The organism is Paenibacillus apii (genome assembly GCF_011043685.1).
In the GTDB taxonomy this organism is placed as follows: domain Bacteria; phylum Bacillota; class Bacilli; order Paenibacillales; family Paenibacillaceae; genus Paenibacillus_AQ; species Paenibacillus_AQ sabinae.
Genome location: NZ_JAAKGU010000001.1, coordinates 1,173,271 through 1,194,304 on the forward strand (window position 1 = coordinate 1,173,271; position 21,034 = coordinate 1,194,304).

General features: G+C 53.2%; 19 protein-coding genes. 4 read left to right on the plus strand and 15 right to left on the minus strand.

The window, feature by feature from the left end:
* Nucleotides 1–223 precede the first annotated feature (223 nt).
* Nucleotides 224–1,540: a uracil permease gene (gene uraA, locus G5B47_RS05755; protein WP_165095255.1), complete on the plus strand. Its 1,317-nt coding sequence runs from the start codon at nucleotides 224–226 to the stop codon at nucleotides 1,538–1,540.
* 212 nt (nucleotides 1,541–1,752) lie between these two features.
* On the opposite strand, the gene G5B47_RS05760 is transcribed toward uraA, so the two are convergent.
* The 6 genes from G5B47_RS05760 to G5B47_RS05785 all read right to left on the minus strand — a co-directional run bounded on the left by G5B47_RS05760 (nucleotide 1,753) and on the right by G5B47_RS05785 (nucleotide 8,727).
* On the minus strand, nucleotides 1,753–2,271 hold the full coding sequence (locus G5B47_RS05760) for an adenine phosphoribosyltransferase (protein WP_165095258.1): 519 nt from the start codon (nucleotides 2,269–2,271) through the stop codon (nucleotides 1,753–1,755).
* 216 nt (nucleotides 2,272–2,487) lie between these two features.
* Nucleotides 2,488–4,899, minus strand: coding sequence for a single-stranded-DNA-specific exonuclease RecJ (recJ, locus tag G5B47_RS05765; protein ID WP_165095262.1), 2,412 nt, complete (start codon nucleotides 4,897–4,899; stop codon nucleotides 2,488–2,490).
* A gap of 32 nt (nucleotides 4,900–4,931) precedes the next feature.
* Nucleotides 4,932–5,894, minus strand: coding sequence for a cation diffusion facilitator family transporter (locus G5B47_RS05770; protein ID WP_165095265.1), 963 nt, complete (start codon nucleotides 5,892–5,894; stop codon nucleotides 4,932–4,934).
* Between the two features lie 118 nt (nucleotides 5,895–6,012).
* Nucleotides 6,013–6,915: a protein translocase subunit SecF gene (gene secF / locus G5B47_RS05775; protein ID WP_165095267.1), complete on the minus strand. Its 903-nt coding sequence runs from the start codon at nucleotides 6,913–6,915 to the stop codon at nucleotides 6,013–6,015.
* Complete coding sequence (secD, locus tag G5B47_RS05780) at nucleotides 6,905–8,155, minus strand: protein translocase subunit SecD (RefSeq protein ID WP_165095270.1); 1,251 nt, start codon at nucleotides 8,153–8,155, stop codon at nucleotides 6,905–6,907. Before secD ends, secF begins: the two co-directional genes overlap by 11 nt.
* Nucleotides 8,156–8,475: 320 nt before the next feature.
* Complete coding sequence (locus G5B47_RS05785) at nucleotides 8,476–8,727, minus strand: post-transcriptional regulator (RefSeq protein WP_025336007.1); 252 nt, start codon at nucleotides 8,725–8,727, stop codon at nucleotides 8,476–8,478.
* Nucleotides 8,728–8,973: 246 nt separating this feature from the next.
* Here G5B47_RS05785 and spoVB point away from each other — a divergent pair, with 246 nt between their 5' ends.
* Nucleotides 8,974–10,539, plus strand: coding sequence for a stage V sporulation protein B (gene spoVB, locus G5B47_RS05790; protein ID WP_165095537.1), 1,566 nt, complete (start codon nucleotides 8,974–8,976; stop codon nucleotides 10,537–10,539).
* Here spoVB and G5B47_RS05795 read toward each other — a convergent pair whose 3' ends face one another.
* The gene (locus G5B47_RS05795) at nucleotides 10,540–11,286 is read right to left on the minus strand and encodes a DUF421 domain-containing protein (protein WP_165095272.1); all 747 of its coding nucleotides are present in this window, start codon (nucleotides 11,284–11,286) and stop codon (nucleotides 10,540–10,542) included. It abuts the gene before it with no gap.
* A 213-nt stretch (nucleotides 11,287–11,499) separates the two neighbouring features.
* Here G5B47_RS05795 and G5B47_RS05800 point away from each other — a divergent pair, with 213 nt between their 5' ends.
* Together G5B47_RS05800 and G5B47_RS05805 are read left to right on the plus strand one after the other, a co-directional pair.
* Nucleotides 11,500–11,892 (plus strand): TIGR04086 family membrane protein, encoded by a 393-nt coding sequence (locus tag G5B47_RS05800; RefSeq protein WP_165095275.1) that lies wholly within the window; start codon nucleotides 11,500–11,502, stop codon nucleotides 11,890–11,892.
* Nucleotides 11,893–11,994: 102 nt separating this feature from the next.
* Nucleotides 11,995–12,834: a phosphatase PAP2 family protein gene (locus G5B47_RS05805; protein ID WP_235957083.1), complete on the plus strand. Its 840-nt coding sequence runs from the start codon at nucleotides 11,995–11,997 to the stop codon at nucleotides 12,832–12,834.
* Nucleotides 12,835–13,003: 169 nt separating this feature from the next.
* Here G5B47_RS05805 and yajC read toward each other — a convergent pair whose 3' ends face one another.
* From yajC to G5B47_RS05845, 8 genes are all read right to left on the minus strand, one after another.
* Nucleotides 13,004–13,315 carry a preprotein translocase subunit YajC gene (yajC, locus tag G5B47_RS05810; RefSeq protein WP_165095278.1) on the minus strand — a complete coding sequence of 104 codons (312 nt, stop codon included), beginning with the start codon at nucleotides 13,313–13,315 and terminating at the stop codon, nucleotides 13,004–13,006.
* 44 nt (nucleotides 13,316–13,359) lie between these two features.
* Nucleotides 13,360–14,496 (minus strand): tRNA guanosine(34) transglycosylase Tgt, encoded by a 1,137-nt coding sequence (gene tgt / locus G5B47_RS05815; protein WP_165095280.1) that lies wholly within the window; start codon nucleotides 14,494–14,496, stop codon nucleotides 13,360–13,362.
* A 21-nt stretch (nucleotides 14,497–14,517) separates the two neighbouring features.
* Entirely contained in the window at nucleotides 14,518–15,546 is a 1,029-nt protein-coding gene (gene queA / locus G5B47_RS05820; RefSeq protein ID WP_165095283.1) for a tRNA preQ1(34) S-adenosylmethionine ribosyltransferase-isomerase QueA, read from the minus strand.
* 5 nt (nucleotides 15,547–15,551) lie between these two features.
* On the minus strand, nucleotides 15,552–17,639 hold the full coding sequence (locus tag G5B47_RS05825; protein WP_165095286.1) for a SpoIID/LytB domain-containing protein: 2,088 nt from the start codon (nucleotides 17,637–17,639) through the stop codon (nucleotides 15,552–15,554).
* Nucleotides 17,640–17,676: 37 nt separating this feature from the next.
* Nucleotides 17,677–18,684: a Holliday junction branch migration DNA helicase RuvB gene (gene ruvB / locus G5B47_RS05830; RefSeq protein WP_165095543.1), complete on the minus strand. Its 1,008-nt coding sequence runs from the start codon at nucleotides 18,682–18,684 to the stop codon at nucleotides 17,677–17,679.
* Between the two features lie 79 nt (nucleotides 18,685–18,763).
* Nucleotides 18,764–19,384: a Holliday junction branch migration protein RuvA gene (gene ruvA / locus G5B47_RS05835; RefSeq protein WP_165095288.1), complete on the minus strand. Its 621-nt coding sequence runs from the start codon at nucleotides 19,382–19,384 to the stop codon at nucleotides 18,764–18,766.
* The gene (gene ruvC / locus G5B47_RS05840) at nucleotides 19,381–19,884 is read right to left on the minus strand and encodes a crossover junction endodeoxyribonuclease RuvC (RefSeq protein WP_165095545.1); all 504 of its coding nucleotides are present in this window, start codon (nucleotides 19,882–19,884) and stop codon (nucleotides 19,381–19,383) included. Before ruvC ends, ruvA begins: the two co-directional genes overlap by 4 nt.
* A gap of 229 nt (nucleotides 19,885–20,113) precedes the next feature.
* Nucleotides 20,114–20,866 carry a BofC C-terminal domain-containing protein gene (locus tag G5B47_RS05845; RefSeq protein WP_165095291.1) on the minus strand — a complete coding sequence of 251 codons (753 nt, stop codon included), beginning with the start codon at nucleotides 20,864–20,866 and terminating at the stop codon, nucleotides 20,114–20,116.
* Nucleotides 20,867–21,034 lie beyond the last annotated feature (168 nt).

Genomic DNA, 21,034 nt, shown 5'->3' on the forward strand with positions numbered 1-21,034 from the left:
AAAAAAGCCGACAACTTCCCTTATACTGAAAGTTTCCTATTATTATGACGCTTGCGGCGGGTTACGTCAACACTTGCCATTCTGTGGCATTTATTAACGATTTATAAGGAGATTGTGAAAAAAATAACGGACGGTGTGAAAATGTTGTTGAAAAAAAGGTCCGTTCTATTTAATCTAGTAAAGGCGGTTTTCCAGATTTAAAACATGTTGAGGAGTGAATGATTTGCAACGAGAAATTCAAGTAGACGAGAGACTCCCCCTGGGCCCCGGCTTTCTGCTAAGCCTTCAGCATCTGTTCGCCATGTTCGGTAGCACAGTGCTTGTGCCCAACCTGTTCGGGGTTGACCCCGGAATGATTCTGCTGATGAACGGCATCGGTACCCTTTTGTACATATTGATCTGCAAAGGAAAAATTCCCGCATATCTCGGCTCCAGCTTTGCTTTTATCTCGCCGGTTACAGCTGTACTAGCCGCGCATTCGGACGATCACAGCCGTGGATACTCGCTTGCGCTGGGCGCTTTTATCGTCACGGGCGTCATCTTTGTCGTTGTCGCCCTTATCATACGTTATGCAGGAACAAGCTGGATTGACGTCGTATTTCCGCCAGCCGTTATGGGCGCCATCGTCGCCACGATCGGACTGGAGCTTGTGCCGGTGGCCGCTAACATGGCCGGGCTGATCGCCCCTGCCGGAGCAGCGGATTGGAAACCCGATTCGGGTGCGATTACGCTCTCCATGGTTACGCTTGGCGTGACGGTAATCGGAGCGGTTCTGTTCCGCGGATTCCCCAAAATCATCCATATTCTGATCGGTATTGTCACAGGATATGTTTTGGCTTATATTATGCACCGGGTCGATACGGCGGCTATTGCGAATTCGCATTTTTTTGCCCATCCGACGGTTACAACGCCTTCCTTTGACTGGCAGGTGATCTTGACCATCATTCCGGTCTCGCTCGTCGTTATCGTCGAACACATCGGGCATCTGCTCGTGACCAGCAATATTGTCGGCAAAGACCTTGCCAAAGACCCCGGACTCGACCGTTCGCTCATGGGCAACGGCATTTCGACCATCATTTCCGGCTTTGTCGGTTCCACGCCCAATACGACTTACGGCGAAAATATCGGCGTTATGGCCCTGACCAAAGTTTATTCCGTTTATGTGATCGGTGGAGCGGCGGTTATCGCCATTTTACTCTCGTTCTCGGGCACGTTCTCTTCCATCATCGCCAACATTCCGCTGCCGGTCATGGGAGGCGTTTCACTGCTGCTGTTCGGCGTGATCGCGGCTTCCGGGCTTCGCATCTTTGTTGAGCAGAAGGTTGACTTCTCGAAGCCGACCAATATGATTTTGGCCACGCTCGTTCTCGTAGTGGGCATTAGCGGCACCACCCTTACTGTCGGAGGCGTTCAGCTCAAAGGCATGGCGCTGGCGACGATTGTCGGCATGGTGCTCTCCCTGCTGTTCAAGCTGTTCCAGGTGCTCGGCCTGTCCAACGACAAGGAAGAGATTAAACAAGCCAAAGCTTCGGATGTTTAATCATTGACATATTTTATAGCAAGAAGAAACGACTGCGCCGTCCTGCTAGGGACGGTATCGTTTCTCGTAGAAATATAAGGAAAATGATAAGCGCGAAGCTTATACTTTCTTATATTTTAAAAAAAGCCGGCGGCCATACCCGTACAGATGTACGGTAAGGCTGCCGGCTTGTTTATTTTCCGGGAAATAGGAGAACCTTTCCAGACAGATAATCAGTCTTCGTAGCTGAGAAGGGAAACGACTTCAACTCCAGGAAGCTTCTTACGGCCTTCCAGCTGCTCCAGTTCGATCAGAAATGCCGCTCCGACCACATTGCCTCCGAGCTTTTGAACAAGGTTAACCGCGGTGGAAATCGTGCCTCCCGTTGCCAGCAGGTCGTCGGCGATCAGCACGTTTTGTCCGGGAAGAATCGCGTCGGTATGTACCGCTAGCTTGTCCTTGCCGTATTCCAGATCATATCCCGCTTCAATTGTATCGTACGGCAGCTTTCCGCTTTTGCGGATCGGCACAAAGCCAACACCCAGCGCATAGGCAAGAGGAGCCCCTACCACAAAGCCCCGGGCTTCCGGGCCGGCAATGACATCAATATTCAAATGGGACACGCGTGCCTTCAGCTCATCAATGGCTTGACGGTATTTTTCGCCATCCTTCAGCAAAGTCGTAATATCTTTGAAGCTGATACCCTCCACTGGGAAATCCGGAATCACACGGATAATTTCTTTGAAATCCAAAATAACTCCTCCTAAAAATTTTGATAGAATAAGCTTCTTGGGAATAATCTTCGCAAAATTCACTTCGGAAGCATCTGCTTAGTTTGTTAGCATTACCTTCTTTGAATTGTCTTCGCAAACTTACTTCGAAAGCATTGCTAAGTTTTGATAGCATAAACATCTTTGAATCGTCTTCGCAAAATTCACTTCGGAAGGATTGGCTTAGTCTCAGCGGATTTAGGATACGCCCAGCCGGCGCGCCTCCATCCATTCTTGCAGCTCGGCCGTGCTTCCTTCCGAGAAGTACCGCTCCATTTCCGCCAATTCACTGAGATGTGTGTAACGGCTGGATGAAGCCAGATCACGGGCTGCGGGCCGGGTCACAAAGGACACTTGTCCCCGCTCCCTCCTGATAAAACCAAGCTCTTCGAATACGTCCAGCATCATCTTCAGCATCCGCAGGCTCATCCGCGATTGGCGTGTAAGCCGCAGCAGCGCCTCCTGCTCGGAAAGCGGCTCGGCGGCGATAGCGGCCAGCCATTTATACAGCGTCTTGAAATGATCTCTCGTCGGGATGAGCAGACGGTCCCGCTCCTCACGCAGCGAGTGCAGCAGCGCAATGTTTTGCACATCCGGAAATGCCTGAAGCAGAGCATCGAGCTGCTGCAGGGACTCCGGCATATCGAGCAGGTACAGCAGGGATATCTGTTTCCCCGCAATTCCTTCCCCCGGCAGATCATCTAAAGGGGAAATCCCTTTATATTGATCATATACCCAAAAGGACGTTCCCTGCCATTCGGGCAGCTCCCGCTCATGCAGCCGATCTTTACGAATCACCGCCGCCGCAAGTTCTTGCCTGCCTGTAGTCTGCGGCAGCAGCACATCAAGCAGGCGCCCCAACCTGCCTGCAGCATCACGCGCCCCGCGGAAATCAAACAGCTGCGGCTGCGGGACCGCCAGATCCTGCAGCATAAGCTGCGCCTTGCGGGACCCGTTCCATTCGTTAATCGACAATTCGGCTAGCACATCCACACCTGTCCCCGGCGGCAGCAGCTCCGCCAGTTCCCCCTTGCCGAAAGCGACGGCTTCAACCATAACGCCTTCCTGCTGCAGAACAAGCTTCAGGTGGCGATTGCCCTGGCCCATGGTGCGCGTCTCTTTCACGACCGCTCCCCGAACGATAAATTTCGGCAACGGGTTGGCCATGCCGAAAGGGGCCAGCAGCTCCAGCTCTTCCGCAGCCCGGAGCGATAAATCGGGCAGCGTGTACTCCCCGTCCGCGGTGAACACCGGCACAAAGTCCTCCTCCGTCAGAACCGAGGAGGCGAACTCCTCCAGTGCGGCGGCAAACTCGTCCAGCTTGTCGCGGTGCAGACTCATCCCGGCCGCCGCCGGGTGGCCGCCGAAGTGATCCATCATATCCGCGCAGGAGGAAAGAGCCGCGTAGATATCCAGCCCGGGAATGGACCGGGCCGAGCCTTTGCAATTTCCTGTTTCCGGATTGATGTCCAGAATAATTACTGGCCGGTAATAGCGTTCAAGCACTTTGGAAGCGACAATGCCAACAACCCCGACATTCCAGCCTTCCCCCGCCAGAACGATGATGCTTGGAAGCTTTCCGTCCTTCAATCTATCTTCCAAACGGGCGATCGCTTCACTGACAATCCGGTCTACGACCATCTGCCGCTCTTTATTCAGCAAGTCAAGTTCTTCGGCTAGACGCTCCGCCTCCGCGGGATCTTCCGTGGTCAGCAGGGATACGGCCCGTCCGGCATGATCGAGCCTCCCGCTGGCATTAATTCGAGGCGCCAGTCCAAAAGCGACATTGACCGCGTCCACCCTCTCCACCCTGACGGCGCTAACTTCAAGCAGCGCCCGAATGCCGGGATACTTCGATCTGCGCATGCTTGCAAGTCCCCGGCGCACGATGGCGCGGTTCTCGTCAAGCAGCGGCATCAGGTCGGCAACCGTTCCGATCGCCGCAATCTCCAGCCATTCCTCTGGAACTTGTCCGTCCAAGAGCGCCTGAGCCAGCTTATAAGCGACCCCTACCCCGGCTAACCCCTTAAACGGATACGGGCAGCCTGGCAGCTTCGGGTTAATCAGAGCGTAGGCGGAAGGCAGAACGTCAGGGGGCTCATGATGATCCGTGACGATGACATCCATTCCAAGATCGTTCGCATAAGCGATTTGGCTGCAGGCGCTGATTCCCGTATCCACCGTAATGACCAGCGAAACACCCTGCTGAAGCGCCCAATCGAGCGCGTGATTATGCAGCCCGTAGCCCTCATTGGAACGGTGGGGGATATAGATATCGAAGGACGCACCCAGGTGGCGCAGAAGATGAATCATTAGCGAAGTGCTGGATACGCCGTCGGCGTCGTAATCCCCGTAGACAAGGATATGCTCTTCTTCCTCGATCGCCTTTTGGATGCGGGGGACAGCCTCTTTCATACCTTTCAGCAAGAATGGATCATGATCTTCTTCCATCGCGCCTTCTATAAAACTATGAGCTTTTTCCGGATCGTTCATTCCTCTGGCGACCAGCAGGGATGCAACGAGCGGAGAAACAGAAAGTCTCCGGACCAGCTCCCCGGATTGTACGGGATCGGCGGCCGGAGATTGCCATTTGGTTTTTGAATGAAGCAATGCGGTTCACCTTTCTCTCGCGTAAAGCCTGGCTATTGCAGCAGTGTCGGCAGTTCGCTGTCCGTCAGCTCATAATTGGTTTTGTACGGATAACCGGGTTCATAAGGCACGATATCCATATGAACTTGGCCGACATGGACAAAACGGTGCTGCAGCAGTTTTTTGGCGCAGTCCGCGATTTCACGCGCTTCAATAACGCTGATACGCGGATTGACGCTGATTGTGACCTGAAGATTGACGTAACGGCCTTCCTCATGCGCCTTTAAATGTTCCACGCGAATGACGCCATGAACCTTTTGAACGGTATCGATAAAATTCGCCGCATCCTCATGCGGAAGCTCCTGTCCCTTCTTGCCGTAAATCGTACTGAGAATGAGCAAATATCCTTTGCGGAGAATCAGACAGGCTGCCAAAAGGGCGGCGATCGGGTCCAGGTACAGGAGAGGATGCAAGTTCATGTATCCTCCGAGCATGGACGCTGCCACACCGATTAACACGGTCAACGATGTATACAGGCTGAACCGGTGGTTATCGGCGTATGCAGCATGACTGCCGTTTCCGATTTTTTGAGCAGAACGGTATTGATATTGAAAAATAACTTCCTTCACCAGCAGAGACAAAAAGATCGTGAGCAGGGCATGTTCTCCCGAGGAATTCAGGTCACCGCTCGTCAAATCGCGGATCGCGGAAAAAGCGATTTGCAGACCGCCCATCAAAATAAGCACCGCGAACACAACGGATAATAATGGCTCCTTCTTGTCCTTCCCATCCCGCGAATCCGGTTTCCGCACACGGCTGCCTTCGCTTCCGCTGCGCCACGGGAGAATCTCGGCCAGCTTCGCCGCGGCATCCGCTCCCGAGTATAGAGCATCTGCGATCAATGCCTTGCTTCCGGAATAATAACCTGCAGCTCCTTTGACAAGAGCCAACGCGAAATCGCCGGCAATTCCCGTCCAAGCCACCCGCTCGTTTTGAGACGAATACTTTTTATTCATCTTCGGTTCCTCCTTGCCGCACCATGAACTCGCTGTGATGATGGGTATAATAACCGACATCCCGCCTAAGGTTTCAAAAGCCGCGTCGTCATGGACGCGGCTTCGTCTAATGGATCATTTACGCTTTGGCAGGCTTGCTCTTGGGCTTAGCCTTCTGGTTCTTCTTCAGCAGCAGCCACAGCGGACTTGCGATGAAGATCGAAGAGTATGCGCCGAACAACAGACCGATAACCATGGCCAGAGAGAACATCTTGATCGACTCGCCGCCGAGCAGAAGCAGGAAGAACGCGGCGATAAATACGGTAAAGGCAGTGTAGAGAGAACGCATGATGGTCTGAGAGATACTCTTGTTAACCAGAATTTTCAGATCATCGTACGTTTTTTGCTTGCCAAAGCGAAGATTTTCGCGAATCCGGTCAAAAATAACGATGGTATCGTTGATGGAATAACCGATAATTGTCAATACAGCGACAATGAACGTCAGGTCCACTTCCAACCGGAAAATGGAGAATATCGCGACAACCATAAACGCGTCATGGACCAGGGCGACAATCGCCGCAATCGCGAAACGCCATTCAAATCGGATGCTGACGTACACAATAATACCCAGGCAGGAAAGCAGAACCGAGTAAATCGCGTTGCGTGCAAGCTCCTTGGCCATTTCGGTATCAACAGTGTTGACTTCAAATGACGCCTTGTCGTCAAGTTTGGCAATGGCGCTCTTCAGCGCGGCATCCTGCTGGCTCGACAGCACTTCGTCATAGCGGATGGTTACCCGCTGCGTACCGGGCGTAATATTCGGCTCGTGCTCCGTTCCAATGTTAGCGACAGCCGTACGGATCTGATCCACCGTCAAATTTTTGGAAAGGGACACGTCGACATTGGACCCGGCCCTAAAATCAACGCTGTAATTCAGATTGAATATCGCGAGGAAGATAATCCCCAGAATCGTAAGCGTAATGGAAAAAATATAGAAATATTTGCTCAAGTGAACGTAATCGAGCTCTTTCTTAAAGCGCACTGATTTCACTCTCCTTTACCCCGAATTGCTTCGGCTTGCTCAGCTTGCCGGCCTTAACCAGCATATTGAGCAGCCAGCGGGCGAAATAAAGGTTCGTAAAGATGCTGAGCAGAATTTCTACGATCAGCACGAGCGCAAAGCCTTTTACCGAGCCTGTACCAAATGCGAACATAACGGCCGCGACGATAATCGTGGTCACGTTCGAGTCCATAACGGTACGGAAGGAAGACTTGCTGCCTGCCTTGACGGACGACATGATGCTCTTGCCGCTCCGCATTTCTTCCCGAATTCGTTCATTTGTAATAATGTTGGCGTCAACCGCCATCCCGATCCCGAGTATGAATGCCGCTATACCAGGAAGTGTCAGGGTGAAATCGGCAAATACGAAGACCAGAATCAGCAGCCATGTATGCAGAATCAAGGCAAAGCTTGCGATCAGTCCGGGTGCACGGTACATGCCGATCATAAAAATCAGAATGAACACCGAACCAATCAGGCCGGCTTTAACGGTCTGATCCAGAGATTGCTTGCCAAGAGTTGCCCCTACACTTTGGGAGTATTTCTCCGTCAGCTTCAGCGGCAGGGCGCCGAGATTAATCGTATCGGCCAGGTTCCGGGCCTCTTCGAGGGTATAATTGCCCGAGATTGATGCCGTTCCATCCGTGAGCTCCGCTCTGACCACAGGATCGGAAAGCTTCGTGTCATCGAGGTAAATCGCAAGATTCTGGCCGAGCAGACGTTTCGTAATTTCCGCAAACTTCTGTTTATCTTTAACCTTGATGCTGATTTCGATCTGATTCAGGTTGTCCCGGCCGATGGTTGCGGCATTCTCCACGAAGTCGCTGCCTACCAGCTCGACTTTGCTGTACGTTCCCGGTGCGTCGCTCGGGGCGGCACTGCGGAAAGTAAGCACAGCGGGTTCCTTCATCTTCTCACGAACCTCAGCCTCATTGGTGACACCGGCGATTTTCAGACGGATGCGATCCATTCCTTCGGTGGTAACCTCAGGTTCGCTTGTTCCTAGTACGTTGGCCCGCTTCTCCAGGCTTGCTGCGGTCTGCAGCAGAGAAGCACGGGTGACTTCCTGGCCTTGCTCGGAAGGCTGGGCCTGGTACAAAATTTCGAAGCCGCCCTTCAAGTCAAGACCCAACCGCACTCTGTCGAGCAGCCCGGGAGTCGTAACCGCCATAACGGCCGACAAGACGAGCACGGTAATGATGAAGCTCAGCAGTCTTTTCATGCTCTTGCTAGTTCCCCTTTCTTAAACTCAATATTCCTATTATAGCTAGGCGCCAAATCAGCGTCAATTTTAGCTGCGTTGGCAGCTCACTGTCCAAAGCGTACCTCCAGCAAGCATTGATCGATTCAATCCCGGCTGAAGGCATGCGAAAACAAGCGCCAAAAGAGCGCCGCGGCCAAAAAGAAACGGCTATCCTCATCAAGCTTGCCCGGGCCAGCCATCCGTTCCCTTAAGCAGCTGTGAGTTTGCCGTTCTCTACTTCCCACCTTAAATGAAGCCGTTTGCAATACAAGCCTGTAAACCGCCGTTCATATTAATTTTCATTTTAATCCCTTGTACATGGCAATGGTCACATAATTCATATAGGTGGTTACTTTCAACGAATAGATGTCATTCACAATTCTGTGAAGCGCCGGCGTTCCTTCCTTGCCATAATTCCGGCTGACACATTCCCAAATATCCTGGGCCGTGACATATTCATAGCCGAGAAGCCGGAATTCCTCCGCTTTGCTGAGACACATGGCTTCGAACTCCTTGTCCAGTTCCGCTTGATCCTTGCCCTCCGATTCCACGTGCTCCAACCTCCCCTGCTATTTACATGAATAATGTCCATGAACTCACTTCTTTAAATAATATTCGACCTGCATACTATCTTTCCTTCTTTACTTTTAAAAATGTTATGACGGAAAGACAGTCATGTCCAATCGCATGCGGCATATCCATTTAAAAGGACAACGTTCGGCTAATGCCATATTTCACCCCGGAAGAAGGAATGCCGTTTGAGGAAACCGAAGAGTCAAAGCTTTATCTATGGAACGATGATTCTGCTCGCGGCCGGAATTGTCAACCGGATGCTGGGCTTTATTCCGCGCATTATTCTGCCGCGTGTCATTGGAGCCGAAGGGGTCGGTTTGTATCAGCTGGGCTACCCGTTCTTTTTAGTGCTCGTTACCGTGATTACCGGCGGGATTCCGCTGGCCGTCGCCAAAATGGTGGCTGAAGCCGAAGGGCAGGGGCATCCGGACCGGTCGCGACGCATTCTTCACTCGGCTCTGGGGCTAAGCATTTCGCTGGGGATTTTGTTTACGGGAATCGCCATCGGCGGCGCATCCTGGGTATCCAATGTTATTTTAACAGACAACCGTGTCTATTATACATTCATTGCCATGATCCCGATGCTAACCATTGTCGCTGTATCCGCCGTCTACCGGGGCTATTTTCAAGGTCTGCAAAATATGATCCCCTCAGCGCTGTCTTCCGTGCTGGAGACGGTAACGCGCATTTTCTTCATGCTGTGGTTCTCCTGGCAGCTGCTGCCCAAAGGGATGGCCTTCGCCGCGGCTGGAGCCATGCTGGGTGTTACCGTCGGCGAGATTACAGGGATGCTGGTGCTGCTGATCCAGTACTATTTTGCCGACAAAAAGGACAAACCGGAGCCTGACCAAGAGAACAGCACGCCTACTGAACCGGCTAAAGAAGCTCAGGCCAAGGAAAGCCCGGCCCGGAATGGCGGAATACTGAGACGGCTGGTCGGCATCTCCGTACCGGTCACGGCCGGAAGACTCGTCGGCTCGTTCTCCTACTTGCTGGAGTCGATTATCACCGCGCGGAGCCTTGCCATAGCGGGGATTGCCACATCGGTGGCAACCGCCCAATACGGCTCGCTGCAGGGCATGGTGATCCCGCTGCTCTTATTGCCCGGCGCGCTTACCACTGCCCTTGCCGTCTCGCTGGTGCCATCGCTGTCCGAAGCGTCCGCCCGGCGGGACCTTCAGGCGATTCATAAACGGATTCACCAGGCCCTGCGCCTCGCTATGGTCACCGGAGCTCCGTTCGCCGTGCTGATGTATGTGCTGGCCGTCCCTTTATGCACCCTGCTGTACGGCAGTTCCGACACCGCTCCCATGCTGCGGCTGATGGCCCCGTTCGCCCTGTTCCTGTACGTTCAGGCTCCGCTTCAGGCCGTGCTTCAGGCAATGGACCGGCCGGGCAAGGCACTCATCAACACTTTGATCGGGGCGGTTGTAAAAATCCTGCTGATCCTTCTGCTCGCCTCAAGACCGGAGTATGGAATCAACGGCGCACTGATTGCCATTATCGTCAACAGCATTCTCGTTACCTTGCTCCACGGTTACAGCGTCGTCAAATTGATCTCGCTGCGCCTGAAGCTGAACGATTTGCTTAAGACTGGCGCTGCAATGACGATTATGGGCGCCGGCGTCAAATATGTATACACCCGCATACTTCTAACCGATACGCAGTGGATGCAGTTTCTGTTCGCCTCTTCGCTTGGCATGGCGCTCTATCTCGGCATTGCTTTGCTGACCGGACTGTTTTCCCGCCGCGACCTCGAACGGATTCCGGTAATCGGCCGCTGGCTGTAGCTATTTGGCGCGGTTGTGGTCCACATACAGCTTGCCTTTATGGTCAATCGAGCACAGGAAGACATCGCGAAAATCGGTTGCGCCTTTTTGCCGAATCTGGTTTCGAAGCCAAAAACGTGTCTTCCCGATCATCTCCAGATTGTGATCCTGCACCCTTCCGTCCATAATCAGCGGCACGGGCAGTCCCTCATACCGGATTTTGTCCTTGGTGTATTCGATCGCGGGTGCTTCGATGTCCGAACGGTTTTTGCCATCACCCTCTTTGCCTAAACCGCTGGAGGATGAGATGCCATTGTCTTTTTCAATGACGGTGAGTTGTCCGGTAGGCTCCAGAATTGCAAATTCGACATCTGCCAGATTGGTAATATTTTGCCCTCTCAGCTGCAGCAGCAGATCGTCTATATTATATCTTTGTTTGCGCATTTCCTTTCTCTGGATCTTGCCGCCCGATATCAAAACGCTAGGTTTGCCGTCAATGAAAAGACGCAGCTTGCGGCTCTTCAGGCTGAAATGGGCGAGTATCACCTGTGTCAGAACCAGCGTCACGATTGGCACAATTCCGTCATACAGCGGACGCTCAATATCTTCAATTGCGAATACGGCGATTTCGGCGATTAGAATGGATATGGTAAGGTCGAACACCGACAGTTTCCCGATCTCCCTTTTCCCCATAATGCGCAAGCTCAGAAAGATGAAGAGATACATCAGCAAGGTCATAAAGATATGTGCGGTGATGTGCCGGAACATATTGCTTCGCTCTCCTTTACAGGTCCTTCGGGCATGGCAGCGCCTGACGGAACAATGTAGTCCTATTCTGACCGCCAGCTCCATGTAACATTCGAAAGCCTCGCGCTCAATTACTGGTAAATGCCCGTACCCGCTTTCATGTACTATTGGGGCAAGCCTTCTCATAGTATGAAGTAACTGACTTGCACCTTTGGAGAAAGAGGAGGATAAACCATGGAACTGCTCCGTAAACTGTTCTCGCTGAAAATCGGGAATCCCGTGCTGTCGGGCTTGTGCCGAGCTTTTGTGTGGATGCTGCTGGGAGCTTTCATTCTGTCGCTGCTGCTTTGGGGAAGCGGGCTGAGCGAACATGATCTCTCGCTGTATACTTATGTTGTACATGGACTGGCTATCGCCTTCGGAGGCTGGACGGCGGGGAAAAGAGCCATCAGAAGGGGCTGGTATCAAGGCTGCCTTACGGGCGTTTTTTATGGATTGATTGTCCTGATCATCGGTTTTCTGGCTTTGGACAGTCCCCTGAAGGCTCCGGATCTATTGTGGATTGCGGCGGCGGCATTCATTGGCACACTTGGCGGTATGTTTGGAGTCAATTTCCAGAAAGTATAAAATTTATATTTTCAATGAAAATCAAAACTTCGCTTCCCAAAATGTGATACACTGTCTTCATCCCGTTGCTGTTTTTTGCACATTAAGGAGGCTTTGATTCCTTTGCTTTATCAGTCTATGAATACTGTTTCATGGTTTACCGTAGTGATCGTCTTTCTGCTGATCGGCCTCGTTTCCCGCCAAAATCCTTTCAAGGCAGTGGTCTACCTGGCCAAAGAAATTCTTCGATCCTACAAACTCGTGCTTCTGATCGCTGGGATGTCCGGCGTGCTGGCCCTTAACAAGTACGAGCTGCAAATTGAGAAAAAAATGCATCTGACATCCGATTTTACCGGATTTGTGTTCGGCCTCGAAGGACATTTCGTTCAGGGTGTGCAGCATCTCTTTTACGCTCCGTGGCTGACTCCAATTATTGTGTTCTTTTATGTGTTTATGCTCCAATCGGTACTTGCCGCCTCTCTCGGCGTATATCTGATGGACAAAAACCGTCTGCTGCTGTATGCGACTTGCTACGCCGTAATACTAAATTACGCGATTGCCATTCCTTTCTATCTGTATTTTCCGGTAAATGAGGTCTGGTCCTATGCACCAGCAGGAGTCCGGTTCGTGATGCTGGACGTATTTCCGAGATTTGAACAGGAGTACCGGGCATTGTCCGGGCTTGATAATTGCTTTCCGAGCCTCCATACCTCGATTTCACTGACATCAGCGCTGCTGGCTTTCCGGTCGGGCAACCGGCGCTGGATGACAATCGCGGGCATTTCCGCCGCCGTCATTATTTTCGGCATTTTCTATCTGGGCATCCATTGGCTTACCGATATGGTCGGCGGGACTTTGCTCGCTGTGCTTTCCACCTCCCTCAGCGTTAAGCTTGCCAAGCTTACGCTCCGTGAAAGCGAGCCTGCGCTCAGGGTTGGCAGCGAAGCTGCTCCTTTTCAATAGGAAGGCGATTCCACTTATTTCGGGGATTCCGTCCCCTTCTCTGAGGCATTGGTTATTTATTCACAAGAAGAAGTCCCGTTCGGGGCTTCTTTTTTTGTACAATAAAAAACGGTGTCTCTCCATCGAAATGGAAAGCACACCGCTTCGTAAAAATGAAATTGGAAAGCGATTACTTTGAATCCGCTTCCGTTGCCACCGAATGGCTGATCGAACCACGGTCAAAGGTCAACTTGGTCACATCATTCACCCGGAGCACGACGATATCGTCGGAAATCTCCATAATCGTGCCGTGAAGGCCGCCGATCGTTACAACCTTGTCACCCTTCTTCAAAGCCTTTAACATGGCGTTGCGCGTCTTGGTCTTCTTCTGCTGAGGACGGATCAACAGAAAGTAGAAAACGACAAACATCAGGACAAACGGCCCGACGAGTCCCAAAATATTCGAAGACTGGGACCCTGCAGCTGCAGCGTATTGAAACATATTTCACCCCCCTTTCAAATCTACGTTAAAGCGCAATTCAGCACTTAGAAACCTTTTGAATTCTCATGTAAACCGTATTGTGCGAAAAACTCATCGCGAAAATCCAGGAGCCGGTCTTCCATGATGGCTTTACGCACTTTACGCATCAGTTCCAACAGGAAGTACAAATTATGATAGGTCGTCAAACGGAGTCCGAAGGTCTCATCGCTCTTGATCAAATGACGCAAATACGCACGCGAATAATTACGGCAGGTGTAACAGCCGCATTCCGGATCAAGCGGCCCGAAGTCTCGGGCATACTGCGCATTTCGGACAACGAGTCTTCCCTGGCTGGTCATGGTCGTACCATTGCGGGCAATACGGGTCGGCAGCACGCAATCGAACATGTCAACACCCCGGATTGCGCCTTCCACCAACGCGTCAGGAGAACCGACGCCCATCAAATAGCGCGGCTTGTCCTGCGGCAGGAGCGGAACCGTGTAATCCAGCACTTCGTACATAATTTGCTTTGATTCTCCGACACTGAGTCCTCCAATAGCATACCCCGGGAAATCCATGGAAGTCAACTCGGCAGCGCTCTGCCGGCGAAGATCTTCATACATGCCTCCCTGAACGATAGCGAACAAGCCCTGATCGTGGGGACGGGCATGGCTCTTCAGGCAGCGCTCGGCCCAACGTGTCGTCCGTTCCAGCGATTTTTTTACATAGTCGTATTCCGCCGGATAGGGAGGACACTCATCGAAGGCCATCATAATGTCGGAGCCCAGCGCGTTCTGCACCTCCATCGCAACCTCCGGAGACAAGAATTTCTTATCCCCGTTCAGATGGGAGCGGAAGTGAACGCCCTCCTCCGTGATTTTACGCATCTCACTCAGAGAGAATACTTGAAACCCGCCGCTGTCGGTCAGAATCGGACGGTCCCAGTTCATGAATTTGTGCAAGCCCCCGGCTTCGCGGACGATATCATGCCCCGGGCGTAGGAACAGATGGTACGTATTGCTCAGAATGATCTGAGCATCCATTTCCTTAAGCTCTTCGGGACTCATCGTTTTGACCGTTGCCTGGGTGCCAACCGGCATAAAAGTAGGGGTCTCAATCACCCCATGCGGAGTGTGAACTCTTCCGAGACGGGCCCCCGACTGTTTGCATGTCTTAATGTGCTCGTAAGTAATTGCTGCCATATCCCTAACCCATCCTCTTACTTAGTAAATGAACATTGCGTCGCCGAAACTGAAAAACCGGTATTTCTCCTCGATTGCCTCTTGATAGGCAGCAAGGATATTTTCCCTGCCCGCCAAGGCGCTGACCAGCATAACCAGCGTTGATTTCGGCAGATGAAAATTCGTAATGAGGGCGTCTACCAGCTTGAATTCATACCCCGGATAGATAAAAATATCCGTCCAGCCGCTGCATGCTTCAAGCGGTCCGCCCTTAAATATGCCGCCGACCGTCTCCAGCGTACGGCAGGAAGTCGTTCCAACCGCCACAATCCGGCTTCCCTTCTCCCGAGCTTCGTTCAGTATATCCGCCGTTTCTTGAGACAGCATGAAAAATTCCGCATGCATGACATGCTCCTCAACCGTTTCTACGGACATCGGACGGAACGTGCCCAGCCCGACATGGAGAGTTATATAGGCCAGCTTAACCCCTTTTGCCTTAATCTTATCCAGCAGCTCCTCCGTAAAATGCAAACCGGCCGTAGGCGCGGCCGCCGAGCCTTCATTTCGGGCATATACGGTCTGATACCGTTCCCGGTCATCCAGCTTCTCCTTGATATAAGGCGGAAGCGGCATCATTCCGAGCCGGTCCAGAATCTCCTGGAAGATTCCATTGTACATAAACCGCAACGTACGCCCGCCCATGTCGCTTTCTTCCTCAATTACCGCCTGGAGTTCCTCGCCAAAGGAAATGACGGCGCCGGTCTTCAGCTTTTTGCCCGGCTTCACCAGAGCCTCCCATCGGTCTTCGCCCAAGCTCTTGAGCAGCAGTACCTCGGCCTTGGCTCCCGTATCTTCCTTTATGCCGAACAACCGGGCAGGAATGACTCTCGTATCATTCAGCACAAGCGTATCGCCAGGCCGCAGTTCTTCAAGAATATCCGTAAAATGCCGATGCTCCGTCTTCCCGCTCCGCTTGTCCATCGTGAGCAGCCTCGAAGCGCTCCGGTCTGGAAGCGGAATCTGGGCAATCAGTTCTTCCGGCAGATGAAAATCATACAAATCCACATGCATTGCTGTCATTCCTTAACTATAGTGACATTTTGAAAATAGTGTTGCAAAATCGCCTTGTAATCATACCCCTGATCCGCCATTCCCTTCACACCCCATTGGGACATGCCCAGTCCATGGCCGTTCCCCCAGCCAATGAACAGGAATCCGGAAGTGGCGTCAACAACCCGCGCCTTGGAGTCTCCGCCCATAACGACGGTTCCGCTGCCGCTCTTCGTTACCATACCCGATGCGGTCAGCACGCTTGTCTGCTGCGAACCGCTTACGCTTGCGGTTTTGCCGTCGGCGCCTAGTACAGTATAACTGCCCGAAGGTACAATATCAAACAAAGTGCTGGGCAGCCCGCCTAATGAGGAACGGTACAAGTCGGGATATTTCACACTTAGGGGATTGCCGTTGGCTTTAACCAGAACGGCCCGGCCCGAAGGACCGCGCTCCGTCACCTGAAGGGTCACGATGGTTGAAGGCAGCGTGGCGCTCGTCTTCCCTTGCAGACTTTTCAGCAGATCGGAAGATGTATAAGGCCCTTTAATCCAGCTGTAGCTCCCTGACTCCGATACCTTGCTCAGAACAACCGCATTTTCTCCCGGATTCAGTTTTCCTACGGGGCTTACGCTGTTGTCAATCACAGGCAGCGGCCGCACATTGACATCCTTGGTCGTCGCCGTTAGTATGTCCAGGCCGGCGGGGGTCTTGTCGCCCGTAAGCTTCACATTGTCTTCCCGGACATAGCCGTCCAAGCCACCAGGCAGCTGCACGTAATACCATTTCTTTGCGGAAGCCACCGCGGAACTATCTTCCGAACTGTCCACGCTGGCGAATACATTTCCGCCGCTGTTCCATACCTCGGAAGGATCGGCGGTCTTCCCGCCGCTGTTGGAAGAAAATACAGCTTCAACGAGATTTCCCCCGCTCTTCAGCACCTCGCCCGACGTGGCATCCACAGCTGACGTCACCGAAGGCGCTTCGGTTCCGATGCCGTTATAAACCTGGCTTAACGTAGTATCAACAACATTCGCAATATCGAATCTCAGCCCCTGCGCAAGCGCATAGCTGCGGGCCGCCACCGCCTGCGCCTTGAGCGCTTCTGCCGGCCAGCTGGCAGAGACCTCTCCGCCGACAACCGAGTACAGATATTGTTCCAGCGGCAGTTCATTAATGACGGACAGCGATCCGTTCGATCCGCCGAGTTCCAGGCTTCCGCGATAGGTCCGCTTGGACCGTTCGGCAAGCTGGATGCCTGTGCTGTTTCCGGCCGCTTTAAACTTCGCATCGCCGGATACCGCGTAGTGCATCGTCTGCGTCTCGCTGTTCAGATCAAGCCCGACATCCGTGCGGATCATCAGGCCTTTCGGTGCGGTCGTTAAAGAAAGCTGCGGCATCACCTGGCCCAGCACAAGCCGCGCCGCGGCTAAGTCGCTGTCGTTCACCGCTTCGGCCACCCACACCTCATACCGCGAACCGCCGCCTTCGGAAGGCACCACGGCGGTCCAGGTGTCCACGCCGGCTGCGGCTATGCTAGCCCTTGCGGTGTCGGCCTCCAGCTGCGTAGCAAAGCTGCCTGCGGTCAAATGCTTGCCGCCCTTTACAACGGGTGACTGGTCGGCTGGGAGGTTTAAGCCGGCTTTGGCCACTCGGTCAGCCGCATTCTTCGCGGCGCTTTCGCTGGCGTACATCCCGGTATAGAGCTGATAAACATTGCCGCCGCCCTTGGAGTTCATAAACAGAAAAGGCTTGTCCGAAGTAGATTGAAGCTTCTTCGCCGCATCGGCCGCCGTCTGCCAGGAAGGCGTCTCAAGCACCTTTACCCGGTATCCGTCCAGGCTTGCCCGGACCTTCGTCCCCGAAGGGACCGTTACAAGAACAGTCCCGGCATCTTCTGCGATCAGGCTCCAGGCCTGGCTCGAAGACAGCGTAACCGCCGGGACCGTCAATTTATATTTGCTGCCGATATCGGCAAAAAGCGCGACCCTGATCGTTCGGGCGGAGTCGGCGTAACCCGCCCCTGCAGGCAGCAGTAGACTTCCCGCTGCCAGTGCGGCGGCCAGCAGGCTTTTTGCCAGCGCCGATTTCCCTTTCCTCCATGCATGAATCATTTTCGCTTTGTCCTCCAATCGCCTAAATCGGTAAAATTCAAGACTGCTCCGGAGGGAGCGGAAGTCCTAAATGCTGGTAAGCGGCCGGGGTAACCACTCTTCCCCGGGGTGTACGCTGCAGGAAGCCGATTTGCAGCAAGTACGGCTCATAAACATCCTCTATTGTCTGGCTCTCCTCGCCTATCGTTGCGGCAATCGTATCCAGCCCGACAGGTCCGCCGCGAAAGCCCGTGATCATGGAGTGCAGCATCTTATGATCGATATTGTCAAGGCCTCTGGGATCGACCTGAAGCCTTTTCAGCGATTCTCCGGCGATGTCCGGTGTAATAATCCCATCACCCTTGACCTGGGCAAAATCACGGACCCGCTTCAGCAGCCGGTTGGCGATCCGGGGAGTTCCCCGCGAGCGCAGCGCAATCTCATCGGCGGCGTCGCCGAGGATTTCAATGCCGAGAATATCGGCGCCCCGTGAGACAATATAGCTCAGCTCATCGACCGTGTAGAACTCCAGCCGGCTGACAACGCCGAAGCGGTCGCGCAGCGGTGCGGACAGCAAGCCTGCTCGAGTGGTAGCCCCTATCAGAGTGAACGGCGGCAGATCCAGCCGGACCGAGCGGGCGCTTGGCCCCTTGCCGATCATAATGTCGAGCGCAAAATCCTCCATCGCCGGATACAGCACTTCCTCCACCGTCCGGTGCAGCCGGTGAATCTCGTCGATGAACAGCACATCGCCCTCCTGCAGATTGGTCAGCAGCGCCGCCAAATCACCCGGACGCTCAATCGCGGGACCGGACGTCGTCCGGAGATTCACTCCCAGCTCGTTGGCGATAATGTTGGCGAGCGTCGTCTTTCCCAGCCCCGGGGGCCCGTACAGCAGCACATGATCGAGCGCCTCGCTCCGCATTTTTGCCGCTTCGATATAAATCTTCAGGTTCTCCTTAACCTGGTTCTGTCCAATATATTCAGCCAAATAGCGGGGACGCAGACTGAGCTCCACCGCCTGGTCTTCCATCATTAAATTCGCGGATATGATCCGGTCCTCCATCTTTCCATCGCTCCACTTCATCATGTACTTAGCGGACCTTCGTCACTCGGGTGTCAATCCACTCTTGCTTTAGCCGGGCCTACTTCGCCACATACAGCAGCTTGAGCGCCTTCTTCATCAGGACGTCGACCGATTCGGCCTCCACTCCTTCTTTTTTCAGTGCCAGCCAGACACGATCCAGCTCAGTCTCCGTATAGCCAAGCGCCTTAAGCCCGTCTCTGGCTTCCTGCCAGGAAGTCTCACCGCTCTCCGAATTCTGCTCCTCCACCGCGAACAATCCAGTTTGGAAACTGGCCGTCCCCAGTCCGTCCAGCTTGTCTTTGAGGTCCAGAATCATCCGCTGCGCTGTCTTCTTCCCGATCCCCGGCAGCTTCGTCAAAAAGGTAATATTCTCCTGATAAATGGCCGAAATGACATGATCCGGCGTGCCTCCCGTCAAAATCCCGAGCGCCACACGCGGACCAATGCCCGACACCTCGATCAGCTTGCGGAACAACTTCTGCTCCTCACGGGTGGGAAAACCGAACAAAAGAATCGCGTCCTCCCGCACATGATGATGAATATATACCGTCACCGGTCCTTCCTGTTTGGCAAAAGCATATGGATTCGGGCAAAAAACCCGGTATCCGACGCCCTGTACCTCCAGCACCACATATTCCTGTTCCAAATGGACAACCGGTCCCTTTAAAAAATCGATCATTTGCGCAATACCTCATTTATCTTTGAATTCAGCGTATACGAATGGGCATGACAGATTGCTACAGCCAGCGCGTCAGCCACATCGTCGGGCTTCGGGACAGCGGACAGCTTCAGGTACATCCGCACCATCTCCTGCACTTGCTTCTTCTCCGCCTTGCCGTAGCCGACAATCGCCTGCTTCACCTGCATCGGCGTGTACTCCGCCACCGGAAGCCCCCGCTGCACCGCTGCCAGCACCAGCACACCACGCGCCTGTCCCACCGACATCGCCGTCGTTACATTGCGGTTAAAGAAGAGTTTCTCCATGGCCACGGCCTCCGGCTTGTACCGGTCGATCAGCTGCAGCATGCCCTCGTAAACGTGAAGCAGCCGCTCCTCCTCCGGCGTGTGGGCTTCTGTCTGGATGCACCCGTATTGAACCGGCGTAAGCTTGCTGCCATTTTTGTCAATGAAGCCGAAGCCGACAATCGCTATCCCCGGATCGATCCCCAGAATTCGCAAAACCATCTCTCCTCTATTTATCGGTAGCCTTCCCGCACAGATTCATGCCTTGAAAGCGAACATATGTATTCCTTCTACCCATTATAGCAAAAATAGGCTGCCCGGGGAGCATAAAGTTTGCCATACTCGATATCGTCGTAACAAGCCATCATTTCACGACAAAAAGACCGCCGGTTTTCACCAACGGCCTCTTTCCCGCTTTTGTTCAAGATTGCCTTCAAAAAAACACTTACATCGCCTGCTCCGCATCGTCCCGCGCATAATCGCTAAAGGTGGAGAGCACGCTGTTGTATTCGTCAATATCCTGCACGCGGATTCCGCCTTGAAGCTGCTTCCACACTTTTTCCGGCAGCGAGGATTTCATCGTTCCAATATCGATTTGAAAAAAAGTCTTAAGCGCCTCCTCCCGTTTCGGAGGACCTTTGAACAGGGTGAGATTCCCTTCATGATCTATGCCGATGTATGCTTCCTTTTTGCAGGAAGGCGATAAATCATTCACATTCCGCTCCAGCCAGACGTCTCCGTCGGCCCCGATTCTCCCCTGCCAGTCCGGTTGTTCGGTTAGGAGAGCCTGCAGCTTCGAGGGATTCAGCGGTCCCAGGGTAGCCCGTACTTCATCCCCGCACACATAGGTGGTCTTGTAATGGACTTTTCGGCTGAGGCCGGTATCCCCGATAATTCTGCTAAGCGACTTCGCATCGCCGAGTCCCAAAATCCGCTGCTCCGGCACTTCTTGTCCGAATACGGCGGAAGCTTGCTCACCCTGAATAGTAGCATCGGAAGCGAAACGGCTGTTCAGCTCGGCCAACTTCTCTTCCTCCACAGACGTCGGAGCGGTCAGCAAATCTGACAAGCGATCCGACACCCTCAGACCCGACCAGGCGAATACCGTAAGGATCACGCAGGCCGACCCGACCCACAGCGCTTTTTTCCAGCGTCTCCACCGGCGCCACAGCTGCTTCTTCAATCGAAAAGCACTCATGTTAATCCCTTCATTCTGCTTTTTTCCCTAATTTGCCCGGGGGCGACGGGATTTATGCAAGCTTCCGCTTTTTCATTCACCGAGAAGCACTAAATGCGTAAGCAGCAAAAAAGGGTCGATTAAGCTGTTCTATCAGCCTAATCAACCCTTGTTATTGGATGAAAATTA

Coding starts and splice junctions, on each gene's coding strand:
- G5B47_RS05770 (WP_165095265.1), bottom strand. CDS start 5,894: ATGAATAAAAAGTATTCGTCTCAAAACGAGCGGGTGGCTTGGACGGGA.
- G5B47_RS05845 (WP_165095291.1), bottom strand. CDS start 20,866: ATGAGTGCTTTTCGATTGAAGAAGCAGCTGTGGCGCCGGTGGAGACGC.
- G5B47_RS05795 (WP_165095272.1), bottom strand. CDS start 11,286: ATGTTCCGGCACATCACCGCACATATCTTTATGACCTTGCTGATGTAT.
- ruvA (WP_165095288.1), bottom strand. CDS start 19,384: ATGATCGATTTTTTAAAGGGACCGGTTGTCCATTTGGAACAGGAATAT.
- tgt (WP_165095280.1), bottom strand. CDS start 14,496: ATGGCAGCAATTACTTACGAGCACATTAAGACATGCAAACAGTCGGGG.
- yajC (WP_165095278.1), bottom strand. CDS start 13,315: ATGTTTCAATACGCTGCAGCTGCAGGGTCCCAGTCTTCGAATATTTTG.
- G5B47_RS05800 (WP_165095275.1), top strand. CDS start 11,500: ATGGAACTGCTCCGTAAACTGTTCTCGCTGAAAATCGGGAATCCCGTG.
- ruvB (WP_165095543.1), bottom strand. CDS start 18,684: ATGGAGGACCGGATCATATCCGCGAATTTAATGATGGAAGACCAGGCG.
- queA (WP_165095283.1), bottom strand. CDS start 15,546: ATGCATGTGGATTTGTATGATTTTCATCTGCCGGAAGAACTGATTGCC.
- spoVB (WP_165095537.1), top strand. CDS start 8,974: ATGATTCTGCTCGCGGCCGGAATTGTCAACCGGATGCTGGGCTTTATT.
- secD (WP_165095270.1), bottom strand. CDS start 8,155: ATGAAAAGACTGCTGAGCTTCATCATTACCGTGCTCGTCTTGTCGGCC.
- G5B47_RS05825 (WP_165095286.1), bottom strand. CDS start 17,639: ATGATTCATGCATGGAGGAAAGGGAAATCGGCGCTGGCAAAAAGCCTG.